Annotated in this window: 9 protein-coding genes; all 9 read left to right on the top strand. The window is 37.8% G+C overall.

Features of this window, described 5'->3' with window-relative positions:
* The first annotated feature begins 260 nt into the window (after positions 1-260).
* Positions 261-410: a hypothetical protein gene (locus tag ACFIM1_RS08615; RefSeq protein ID WP_375609720.1), complete on the top strand. Its 150-nt coding sequence runs from the start codon at positions 261-263 to the stop codon at positions 408-410.
* Positions 411-473: 63 nt separating this feature from the next.
* Positions 474-1664 carry a hypothetical protein gene (locus ACFIM1_RS08610; protein ID WP_375609719.1) on the top strand — a complete coding sequence of 397 codons (1191 nt, stop codon included), beginning with the start codon at positions 474-476 and terminating at the stop codon, positions 1662-1664.
* On the top strand, positions 1661-2845 hold the full coding sequence (locus tag ACFIM1_RS08605) for an MFS transporter (RefSeq protein WP_375609718.1): 1185 nt from the start codon (positions 1661-1663) through the stop codon (positions 2843-2845). Before ACFIM1_RS08610 ends, ACFIM1_RS08605 begins: the two co-directional genes overlap by 4 nt.
* Before the next feature lie 187 nt (positions 2846-3032).
* The gene (locus tag ACFIM1_RS08600; RefSeq protein WP_375609716.1) at positions 3033-3707 is read left to right on the top strand and encodes a hypothetical protein; all 675 of its coding nucleotides are present in this window, start codon (positions 3033-3035) and stop codon (positions 3705-3707) included.
* Positions 3708-3717: 10 nt separating this feature from the next.
* Entirely contained in the window at positions 3718-4956 is a 1239-nt protein-coding gene (locus ACFIM1_RS08595; RefSeq protein ID WP_375609715.1) for a DUF2087 domain-containing protein, read from the top strand.
* Positions 4957-5915: 959 nt separating this feature from the next.
* Entirely contained in the window at positions 5916-6689 is a 774-nt protein-coding gene (locus tag ACFIM1_RS08590; protein ID WP_375609714.1) for a tRNA-dependent cyclodipeptide synthase, read from the top strand.
* A complete protein-coding gene (locus ACFIM1_RS08585) occupies positions 6686-7936 on the top strand; it encodes a cytochrome P450, cyclodipeptide synthase-associated (protein ID WP_375609713.1) in 1251 nt (416 codons plus the stop codon). Before ACFIM1_RS08590 ends, ACFIM1_RS08585 begins: the two co-directional genes overlap by 4 nt.
* Positions 7937-7998: 62 nt before the next feature.
* Positions 7999-9363 (top strand): MFS transporter, encoded by a 1365-nt coding sequence (locus tag ACFIM1_RS08580; RefSeq protein WP_375609712.1) that lies wholly within the window; start codon positions 7999-8001, stop codon positions 9361-9363.
* Positions 9364-10747: 1384 nt separating this feature from the next.
* Complete coding sequence (locus ACFIM1_RS08575; RefSeq protein ID WP_375609711.1) at positions 10748-11695, top strand: abortive infection family protein; 948 nt, start codon at positions 10748-10750, stop codon at positions 11693-11695.
* The last annotated feature ends 1252 nt before the right edge of the window (positions 11696-12947 follow it).

The following is a 12947-nucleotide window of genomic DNA, read 5'->3' as shown; positions in this document are numbered from 1 at the left end:
TACAGAAGTCGCAGAGACTTTTTCACGCTTTAAATACTTATGGCTCAGAAAGTATAAAACCAATAAAAAGCTGTACACTCTGTACAGCTTTTTTTGTAAATTCTTCTTGATCACTCTAAAATTCAGCCCTCTTATTTAAAATGCTCTTTGCAATCAACATAACATTTGACAAAAAATAAAATCCATACTAAGAGGAAATAAGTGGTAATTTTTTTATTTTGGTTATCATTGTTTTTTTATCAACTATAAGGGGGAAATATATGAATATTTCACTTAATGAAGTAAAAGATGCTGTTGAATTGGCTGCTGATGAAGTTGTGCCAACTGTAATGCTTACTAAGTATGCACAGCGTAACGATACTCAAATTTGTCAAAATGAGCTTGATGTGAATGGTTCGTTAGAAGTTTAATAATGTATTGTTGATACAGATCTATTTACATATCTAACTTTAAAATTAAGTGTATTTAAGTGCATGCTTGAATTATTTTCAGAGGGCTTTTCTCAAAAAATTTGGGCTAAGCAAGCAGCTGAGTTGTCGATTTCATACATCCCTTTCAATGAAAGGGATGTATTGCATGCTTTAAGACAATACGCTCTACATCCTCATAAACTCTTAACTCTTAATCCTAAATCCGAAGTCGTAACAATAGTGAATGGATTGCGGAGTCCACACCCTCTTCCAAATTTTCTTGTTTTAGATACGGATAGGACTATAGAAGAATATACTGCCCGCGTTGATCAATATGCTAAAGGGCAAGAATGGTCGGTCATGTATTATGGGTTATACGCTGCAACTCCTATACTATGGGACGCGGCAAAACAATTTGCAGATCAATTAGCACATTCTTTAGGTTTTAGACCTGGTGGACGTGTAGATATTGACTGCTTCATTGGCCGGTATTCTTCTACCCATGTTGGGATACATGTGGATCACGCTCATAATTTTGGTTTTACTCTACAGGATGGCAAAACAATGTTTGCATGGCCCAGTGCACGAGAAGACCTCCAAGGGCTAAAATATCCTGAATATGAAGCGCATAAATTAACAGCAATTGCGCTGCAAAACCGTACAGACCGTGTTGCCTACTTTCCCCATGATGCTTTCCACGTTGCTGAAACTGGAAAAAATATCGCGGCAAATATCAATATTGCTTTTTGGGAAACAGCACACGATGCACAACATCATAAAAATTATGTCACGCATTTACTCCATCTTGATGATCGAACGCGACATGATATCCGCGCATCAGGAAGAGCAAATTTAAACCCTGATAATGCTTTTCAACACTCTGCACTAAACTCCGCCATCGCAAATGGTACCTTAAAACGCCATATGCTGGTTTCTCAATTAATTTGTGATACAAGTTCACGTTTATGCATCGGTCGCCCTCTTGTTGACGTCTCTGAGATTGAAAATGAAATCACTCTTCGCGCATCTGCAACCCTCCAATGGGTACCCTTACTAGAAACAAAAGAACTCCTCATCGCAGCAAATGGGCATTGCGCCAGTTTTGAGTATAGCTCTCATCTAGAACATTTCCTTTCTCAACTTTCATCAGGAAAAAAATTAGATCTAGCAAAATTAAATGATAAACCACATGACACAACACAGAAGGAAATTTTAAAAGCTGTAAAAGCTTTAGCATGTTGGGGAGCATTGTGACAAAGAAAAAATCCATGATTTTTACCCAAATGGGACTTTTCCTTGTTTTGGGCTTTAGCAGCTTTGCCGATGAAACAGCACAAGTTACATTTGCTCTACACTTAGCAGAAAGCACAGCATCTATTTCAATGCTGCTGTTTGCAGGGCTTGTCGGGGCAATTTGTGCCGGACCAATTGCACCACGCCTCTTGCATCGCTTCCAACCAGCGCGAACAATACCCATTGTTTTATTGTTTGAAGCACTCTTTATAGCCACAGCTGCAATCGCCAACCAATTTTGGGTTTATATTGCCCTTTCTTTCGCACTAGGTTGTGCTGGTTCACTCTTTTGGTCTGCTATCCTCGTTTCCGTCCCAGAATTTGCAACCAATGATCAGCAATTAGACCGTATCAACCGCATTATCCAAACAGTTCGTAATCTTGGCTACATTGCCGGACCACTGCTAGGGGGTGTATTGTATGGTCTATCGAACGGGAAAAAAGGATTGTTTGTGTTGTCAATCATGGTTCTTTTTGCTACCTTTATCACTCTCTTCTGTTTTAAAATTCATACACAAACGACAAACACAACGCAAAAAAGCAAAAAAGGGCTAGATTTAACGGGTCTCTTGTGTAAAAAAAATGTTGTCTATGCTCTTTCTCCCCTCATCATTACCATCATCCTCACCTCTGCTCTCAACGTCTTATCGATTGTCCGCATCCGCACTGAGCTGTACTTCAGTGCAGAAACCTATGGGATAATCACAAGCATGTTAAGTCTTGGCCTCGTGGTTGGTCCACTCTGTTTCTCCAGCCTTTTTCATCGCTTTGGCAATGCCGCTGGTGCATCACTTGCCGCTACAATAATTGGTTTTGCAATTTTCTGCTTTTCCTTAACACATATTGTATGGTTAATGATGCTGTCATTTTTCATCCTTGGGGGTGCTAACGGCGTGCAAAATGCTCTGATGGCAAGTTTTATGATGAAAGCCATTCAGAAAGAACACCGAAACAACCAAATGCCTGCCTATATCTTTATCATACAAACAGCGGTGTGCCTTGGCTTTCTAGGAGCCGGTTTTGTAAAAGTGCATCACACCCAAAGCACACTGTTTATCATTGGCATCGCCACAATGATCACAGGCATATTAGGCTTTATCATAAACCGCACTATGCAAAAAAAGGAATATGATAATGGTTAACGAACTTTGCTATCAGGTAAACCAAACCCAAAAATGGCATGACAATCACCCCTCGATGAAATCGTTGTATCTCCCATACACCCCCACACCAACCAATAAGACTTTGATGAACCACTCTTGAGTGTGGAAGAGCTAACACCCGTTCCCAAAATTTAGTTTATAGCAAAATAGAAACCGGTTTAACATCATGCAACAAGACCCTATAGGCTTAAACTTTTACAATGGAACAGGCGGCTACGTGTGGCAACTGGCAGACTATATGCGACATGATTGTCATGAGAGCTCCCACACACTTGAATTGCAAAAACCAACGCCGCCCATAGCCATCAATTCTTTCGCTGTCTACCCAAGTGAACTCAATCCTTTATCACACGTTCAATGGGCAAAAGATGTACAAATAATAAAAAACAAACCAGCACTCATTGGCAAACGGCAAATACAACCCATCACCATTGTTTCTACAAAAGGAGCGGCATTTGGCGGATTCGACTTTCCCACATTTGAAGCACTTCGTGAAGGCTGTCTTGTCCAATCACTGAGGGAAATACAATTCAATGATACTCTTCTTGCCTCTGGAAGTCTTTTGATATCACTGCTACGACACGGGCTCATCGAAACAAATCAAAAAGCCTTTTCAGAAAATGATGCAACCGCTCTTTTACGAGAGACAACATGTCGTATCATCGATTCTTCTCTTGGGTTCCTTGCCATTAATCAACTTAATGGACGCACAATCCGGCTTCATGAAAAAACAAAACATCTCTTGCAGCAAGCCGCCACACCAATGCATCTTCAATATCCGCTAGAGGACTCAATAAAGTTTCTTGTAAAAGCAGGAATGCTACGATTGATAAAATTATAAGGATAAAAAGATGCAGCTGATAAGACCTGGTATGGGAACAGAAAATAGTGCTCAACTGATCCATGCACTCATTCAAATGGCAAGACCGCGTACAGTCATTGAAATCGGTGCTGGTGATAGTACGCGCTTTATCGCAAGAGCACTCCAAAAAGCAAAACAAGCATGGCAACAGGATAAAAAGCTTCTAGAATCCGCCATTTGGAAAGAGCGTACAGCTTTGCTTGACCCTTCAGGAATTCCTGAAAATTACGAACCTCGGCTTATTACCATTGATGATTTTACAGTAGAAGGTCAATCAGCAGAAGAAGCATGGCAAAGACTTCTTAAAGATGGCATTGAAAAAGATACTGTAACATTTATCAATGAAAATTTTTTCTCTCTTGATGAAAGAACTCTCAAATCTTGGGGACCAATAGATTTTGCTTGGCTTGATGCTGGAACCCCAGCAGATGATGTACGATTTGTTATAACCCTTTGGGAACACATCACCGCTGGTGGTTATCTATGTCTGCATGAACCAACAATGACCACAACGATTGCTCTCAATGGCGAACAACGGGTTCGACGTGTTAGAACTCCCATCTGGGAAGAAATTCTCTACCGGCTTGATGGCTCCTATGAATCTTTAACACTCCCCGAAAACCATAAATATCGCCAGGGTGGTCTGGGGATTATTCGCAAACGCACCCCAGCCGAACAAATTGTACGCACACAATCGCTCCAAGCAGAACTCATAGAAATCAATGAACTACCCATTCGCAATGATCTTTTGCCCATGGGAAAAGAAACCCTTCACAAACGCAGCACACGCAATTCGCTCATTTCTGCCATGGCCTCTCCTACCCTGCGCGCTGTTTATGCCGCCATTATCCTTGGTGCAAAAAATCTTACTGATATCCTCCAACATATTGATTCAGATGCCAAAACAATTCACAAATCGATCAATCGCCTTTTGAACCTTGGACTTATTCACAACACAACAGAAGGATTTCAAGCCGAAGAGACAGTGTGGAAAATGCTAGAAAATAAACATGAACGAAATAGGGAAAATTTAAGCGACCGCCATTTAGAAACAGAAGAGATGCTATCAAAAATTGGTGAAGCCTTTCAAATGGGAAAAATCTATAGCGAAACGGAAGTTTCCAAGATATGCAACCTCTTTACGATAGACTTTGCCCGATTACGACGCACTCTTGTTGAGAGAGGTTTTTTACAACGCCATGGAGGCAAATATCAACGCATCCTTTAAAAATTACAGAATTTGGACCTTGAAATTATAGAAATTCGTTTAAAAATACTGATCTCTATGCATAGATTACACCTTTTACAGTAAAAAACATATCTTTCTTTCCAAAATCCTGTCATGAAAGTCTGCATTTTAAATATCAGCATATAGAAATTTTTTTATACCCAAAAAACACTCAAGTTTATGAGAGCAATTATACAAAAAAAAGCGAGAAATCTTCTATTTTTAAAATACTGATTTGCCAGAATAAAAAATAGGATGGTGATTGAATATACATCTATTTGTATTTTGAAGAATTCAACCAGACCTTTTTTGAGATTCTTTAAAACTTATTCTTTCACAAGAAATAGTTTAAAGTATCAGTTTTTACAATGACTTACAAATAACTTTTTTCAATATTATGATATAAAAACTTATTCAAATTTTATTTAAAATACAATTAAGCTTATTTGCAAAAAGAAAAATCTATAAGCTCTCTATCAATAAGGCTTTAAGAAAACCTCTTCCAATTCAGTTAAGTGTTCTCAATTGTCCGATACCATGAAGCGAATTTGCCCTAACTCTAATGAAATTTTTGATCTGTAAAAGTATATCGGTTCTCTAGAGTTACTAAAAAAGCACATAGCTTTATTATACGCATATGCATATTTTGATCAATAAAATAATAAAGCACCCTAGAAAGCTTTTCCATATAAGTGCTTAACAAGGTTGTTCCCTTTCACATCATAAATTTTAGCATCGCCTGTAAAAAATACCCATTGACACAAGTTTGCACTTTCTATTATCATAAATTTAGGTTTTGGGTATGTGATCCATAAAGATGGGGGGAAGAATAGACCTTAAAAACATAAATCTCAATAAACAATGTATCGTATCAATATAAATGCTTCAACAGCTGATCGTTAATTTTTAAATAAATTTCCGCAGTTATCATGATATAATGCGGCAAGGGGGAGATAAATGTGAATCTGCAAAAAATAGATATCAATAATCGTTTTTCGTTTTCTATAAGGGGACAATCGGAAAACTGCTCTCGTTTAATTGCGATGAAGCAACATCTTATGATCGGTATAAGTCCGTTCAACACAAGGTTTTCAGAAAAATATATCACTGAGCTCATATGTTGGGCTGCAAAGAAATTCAAAGATATTGACGTATTGCTCCCAGATATAGAGTCAGCCATGCTTCTTATATTAGCTTCTGGAGCGCCTAAGGCTAAAGCAGAAAGGAAAACAAAAAAAGAGCTCAATCGCATAAGACGCATATTATATAATATTCATGATTCTTATAAATTAGAAAAATCATTTCGCATTCTTGACTTCTCTCAATACAAGCAAAATGAAAATTATAAAAAATTGAAATTAAAGGCTATAGATTTGTGCAAAAAAAATTCAAAATTTCGTGAATTATGCACGAAAATGTCAATCCAAGCAGTTGAGCATCGGGCAAAAAGCGTGGGATTATCAACTGAAGAAACAAAGAATTTAGAAACAACAAATATTTCTCTTGAGTATATTTTCGATGAAATCCCTTTCTACGTAAATAGCCCATCTTTACTTAATAGAGAAAACTCAGTTTTAGCCTACCATCGTGAATGGCCGGTTGGAGAATTGTTGCTCAATGGTGAACAACCTCTCTGTGTTGATAAACAACAAGGTCACGGAATTGTTTCAATATGTACGCAAACTTATGAGAAGAACCAGTTTATGATTGAAAATTCAGGGGAGAATGAATGATGCGCAACGTTATTAAATTCAACGTTATGGACAAAAATTTCCAAAAAAATCCATACAATATATACCAAACGGTACATTCTTCTAACTCTGTTCTTTGGGATGAAAATCTTAAAGCTTATTTTTTTGGCCACTATGAAGATGTCAGCGCAATTTTGAAGGATGCCCGCTTTACAACAGCGCCCTTAGCCGTTCGAGCAGAGCCGGTAATGGGCGATCGCGTATTGGCACAAATGGAAGGGCATGAGCACCATAGCAAGCGGCACGCCATACTTTCAAAACTTACTGGAAAAATGTTCCGCACGCACTATACTAAAATTATTGAAGAAATAATAGACCAGCTTCTCATGCCGCATCTTGCAAAGGGGAAAATAGATATTATAAATGAATTCGGTAAAGACTATAGCGTGCTTGTTACATTAATGGTCTTAGGCCTACCGATAGATCGCTACAAGGATATATCCATGTGGCATAAGGGAGTTGCATCTTTTGTCACCAGCCTAAACCAATCAGATGAGGAAAAAGAATTCAGCTTATCGTGCAGCAAAGATATCATCTCTTATCTAACACCACTTATAGAAGAATGGGACAAAAACGCATCAGAAGATTTAATCTCTGTTTTATGCCAGAAAACAAATGATGCTAATAGCATGACAACTTCTGAAATAGTTGCTCTCGTCCTTAACATGTTATTGGCCGCCATAGAACCTGCTGATAAAACATTAGCTTATCTTTTTTATCATTTACTCACACACCCAAATGAATTAGAAAAAATCCAAAATGACAGGAGACTTCTTGGCGATGCAATCACAGAAACACTACGTTTGACTTCTCCCGTTCAGCTTATACCACGCCAGACCAATCAAGCGATAGAGTTCGCAGGAGTCACATTACCAGCTGACTCTCTTGTTTTTTGCATGATTGGAGCAGCTAACCGTGATCCTGATGTTTTTGTGAACCCTAATCATTTTATACCAGAACGTAAACGGGACAGTAAAACTGGGGCGGATCTCATAAAGACCGCAAACCATTTAGCCTTTGGAGCAGGTGTGCACGTTTGTGTAGGTTCTGCTTTTGCTCTCATGCAGATTGAGTTGACGGCAAATAGACTCCTCGATAAACTCATTGACATCAGCTTAACTGATGACTTCATTTTGGAGGAAGAAGGGTTGTACACAAGGGGACCATCAGCGCTCCCAATCACATTTATCCCAATATCGCAGCTATCACAAATGCGTGTTCATTCTTAGAGCTCTGTGATTTATGGGGGGGGGAAGCAATATTTTAAAGAATATCTGTAGGGAGCATAATCATGCAAAAGGTAGATTCCTATACCAAATCAGAAAAATATGTCATATATACCGTTATTATTTCCAGCATACTTCCTCTGCTAGACGGGAGCATTGTCAATGTCATCCTTCCTGACCTTGCGCGTTATTTTTCCGTGGAAGGAAATAATATACAATGGGTTGTCACGTCCTATTTTCTAGCCACCGTTCCAGGACTGCTGATGTCCGCTTTTGTGCAAGGAAGAATAGGTATAAAAAGAACTTGGCTTCTTGCAAGTTTCATTTTTATGCTTGGCTCACTGGGGGTAGGATTAAGCTATAATTTTCCAAGCATTATATCTGCCCGTATTATTCAAGGATTCGGGACAGGCCTTTTGCTACCCCTTAGCCAAACCATTATTGCGTTACAATTTGGGCAGACACGAGTGCGCCAAGCCATGGGCACCATAGCCGTACCAACGGTTTTTGCTCCTGCCTTTGGACCGCTTGTAGGAGCTTCATTTGCTCAGTATGTGTCTTGGCGTTTGTTATTTTTTATCAATATTCCGCTTATTTTATTGGCACTCACCCTTGGAGCAAAACATTTAAAGAGCAACGAAACAACAAAAACAAAATTTAACTTATTTGCATTTTTAGCATTTTCTATATCGCTTCTCTCGTTTTTTTACCTCACAGAAGCCAGAAATATAAATAACCACAACGCCCTCTTTATCCTAGCACTTATAGCAGTGATATCTCTCATATTATTCATTGTTTCTAATCAGAAAGCAAAAAACAAATTAATCGTCTTTAGCGGATTTAAAAATGCGCGCTATACATTGCTCATGATCATGGGGCTTGTTGCTTCATTTCTTTTTTATAGTTTCCTCGTTTATTTCCCACTAGCCATTGCCATGGAACAAGCCCATGAAAATAGCCTTCTCATCATCGGTGCAGTCCTAGCTCTGCAAGGAGTGGGTGCATGGATTGGAAGGAAATTTATTTACCAAAAGTGGAAAGAAAAATCCCCCTTTTTCATGATAGGAATTGGTTTGGTGATATCAAGCTTTGGGTTATTATGCTTCGGCTATAATATAAGCATGGATGGACTTGGATTCTTGCTAAGAGGCGTAGGGCTTGGCATCGCCACCATTGTATGTTTGTCTGCTCCCATCCAATATGTCAACAGTTTATACGTCAAAGATACAGCCGTTATCACACGCATATTACAGCAAATAGGTGGAGCCTTAGGGGGTGTATTTGCTGGCTTTCTGCTACATTCGTTAACAGAGCAACGCCTTTCCTTAAGTCAAACATATCTCATATTCTTCCTCTTCTCTATCGCTGCATTTTTACTGTTTTGCCTAGCCCTCTTCTTATCGCCTCAAGAGAAAAATTCCGATTTATGATATGCTTTTGTATGAACGCCCTATCAATAACATTTGCAACGGTGTATAAAATTATACAGCCTTTACCACTGTTAAGGAATACCAATGCGCTAGAACCTTTGCCCCAGCCTTCATCATTCTATAAAAGAGCGTTAAACCGACAAGCTCCTTAAACTCTGAAATCGGACACCTCTAGTAGCATACATGTTGTTTGTAATTTTATGATTTTTTTGATGCTATGAGACACCTCTAAAAACCTATTGAAATATGCGATTTTCTGAATAGTATCTTTGGAGGTGTCCACAGAGGACAACATGATTTTCTATCCAAGATCCCATCACTAACAAACGCCCCTACAACACCAGTATAGAATACGCCGCCCAGCCCCCAATGCTGATCATTTTTCACGACGCATCGCGGTGTGAAAAATCGCACCGCACTTTCAAACCAAGTTATTTCATTCACCCTATATCACACTTCTTTGATCACTATGGTTTGGTAATTGCAACGGGATTAAGTGAATAAAGCAACAAAAACAGCTGGTAAAACAGCATCTTCTCTCTATTTTGTTGTTAACTGTTATAACAAATCTCCCCCGCTTTAAGAACAAAGGCTTTCCTCTTTGAGGGAGAAGTTTTTAAAACATTGAAAATCGTAATATACAATGACATACGGGAAACCATCTTTAAAAAAATTGTTTTTTTGATTTTTACAGTGTGCTTTTAGATTTCCCTACCTTTAAATTTTTCTTGTAAGTTTTACGGCAAAAGAAGCGTTAGAAGCGTTTCAGAGTACTCTTACGCCTAGTTTCATTGTTTCAAGCTCCCTTACAGATACAATAAACGTTTATATTTTCATCTCTACCAAATACGCGAGATTAACAGCGGATATCATGAAAACAGTGTTTTAATAGAAAACAGTAAGCTTAAAGAGATAAACGAAATTGGTAAACCAATCCCCTGCCCGCTTGTTCTCTCTACCGGTTATGCGAATAAAAAGCCCCATCTACTTTTTCTGACAAGCAAAGAACACACACAACATTTAGTAACATACTATTGTTGAAATTCTTGTCACAAAACCTTCCGTTCAGGGATTATGCGCATTGCCTGCTTCCTTCTCTCCAATAAACAATCTGCCAATAAAGAATGTTATTGCAGTTACGATAATACAAAATTATACTTCTGTTCTCATTCTATATTTTTCGAATTATCACACATTATCCACCCGCTTCACTGCTATAACAATGAAAGGAGAAAAAAATTAAAACACAATATGGCATTTCTCTTTCACAAATCTTATATAAGCCACAAAATTGTTGCGCGACTTTCTATGCAAGGTCAAGCAATAAAATCATACTCTAAAAAACCATTCCACACACCACTTTTTGATATTATAAAGCCATAAAATGCAATTATCATCCCCGCAAAAAATATCTCAGAAAAACGAAATTCCTCCTGCAACAATTGAGATACTCTCTCAAATATTATCAAAGTATTATTGGTTGGATAAATTTGATGACTTATTCCTTTTGACACCATCTGCTCTTAATGAAAAACTAGATGATTGTGAAACTGTCAAGATTAAGAAACGACTAAAGGCAATCAATTGGCAATGCAAAAAACCGCTTGAAGTCCTTGGTAACTTGCTTGGAGATTTTTTGGATAACGAATCCCATCAGTCAATCGAATTTATATTTGAAGACATATCAAAAGATCAAATACTACAACAGCTTAAAACAGATCAACGTAAAGTTTTAGAAACGTTAAAGAAAGATAGATTAGAATATCTGCGTGGAGGATATATTATCAAGAAGGGACTCACCTCCACACACAACACACAAGAATTGCAAAAAGCTGGTCTCCTCTCTACAGAAGAGCTACAAAAACGTATTACAGAGAAAGGACTTTCAGCAGTAGAAATCGAAATAAAAAGGGCATTAGAAAATATAGAAAAAGATCCAAAGGAGGCGGTTCTATTTGCAGCAAATCTGTTGGAAGCCTCTTGCAAAGCTTATCTCGACCACCATTCTATCTCATATAAAGAAAACGCCCATAATACGCTGCCCTCTTTATGGGAAAAAGTCGTTAAGAAAGCTAAGATCCATCCCGAAGATATAAAGCAAGAAAACTTAAAAAATCAAGATCTAGATGAAAATGACTTAAAAATGATCACATCCGGTCTGTATCAAGTTGTGCATGGTACTATGAATTTAAGAAACAAGAAAAGTGCAGCGCACGGCCGCTCAGAAAAAGATTTTGAACTAATCAATCTCAAACCTCGCCATGCGCGTTTAACTTTTAATGCCGCCCATTCTCTCTCAATTTATATCTTAGAGCTCATGGATCAGCCATAATTAAAAGACTTTAGAAAAAACATATCACGACTACCAGCATTTTCTCATGCCATTTTTAATGCCTAAAAAGCATTAAAGGGGGCTGCTGCTACCCTACAAAACCAAATATTTCTATAGCATGACAACATGAGTAGTCACAGCACCCTATGGTTCTCCTCTTCCCCACTTTTCTAGGCTCCGCTTCTAAAGTCCGTGGGCAATTTCTGTAAATGCAAAAGGCACCCTTAAAGACAGCGAATGAGGATGGTGCGAAAGTATTGCCTTGATTATTTTTTTAAGAACAAACTAGCTGGTGTACTATTTTTGGAAAGCTCTCGTGAAGAAATATTATGATAGAGAAGCTAGTCGTTATGATAAAAATACAGTTCTGACTCTGTAAAGAGAGAAAATCTGAGTTTAGATTTAATCCCTGAAAAGCCTTTATGCGCGTAAATTAGATACCTATACGTTCTTCTCCTACCCTACATAATTTTATAATAAGATAGCTCGTATAAAAAATAGCACTATTCTTACTACTATAGCCAAAATTAATGGTGACATCAATGATCTTTATGATGACATTCAAGTCAATTCAAGTTCTAAAAATGATGAATTAATTGTCTCTGTTTTTTATCCTGAAGATGCACCATTACTTGAGCACGCCACAGGTGATGTTGTTCATATTGCATATGATCAATCATGCGATTGTGGCTATCATGGCCATACCTTACACCTGAAAGGAAGAACACCAACTTTTTATAATATTATGGGAACTTCAATTTCTGTACACGATTTTACAAATGTCTTAAATCTTCAAGGTTGCACTCTTTCGGCTACAGATATTCAACTCATTATAGTCAATCAATTTGAGAACGGTGTTGGCGTTTTATTGTTTATTGATTCACGTTACGATATTGAAAGAAATATCCTTTTCTCATCGCTCTCATCCTCTTATCTGATAAAAGACATTATCAATCAATCACAATTTTTCCATGTTTGCTTTATGCAGAAATCTCAATTTATTCGCTCCTCAAGCTCAGAAAAAATAAAATCCTTTTTTCAAACGTCTGAATATCCTATAGAACTTGATGGTGATTTAGTATAAATTAAATAAGATAAGATTATAAACTTCATCGATAAGTTCTTCATTATCACTGGAACCTTAATCACTGGAACCTTATACGTTTTTTTCCTTGCTCTTAGAGCAATAAGCTCTTTCCATAAAAGATTTTGCATAAGCTAATACACGACCTTTAAAGTAATTTTCACAAAA

Origin of the sequence: Bartonella sp. AC158YNML, assembly GCF_042196725.1 — a bacterium.
Lineage (GTDB): Bacteria > Pseudomonadota > Alphaproteobacteria > Rhizobiales > Rhizobiaceae > Bartonella.
The sequence above is the reverse complement of the archived record's forward strand: the minus strand, read 5'-3'. Positions and strand labels throughout refer to the sequence as shown.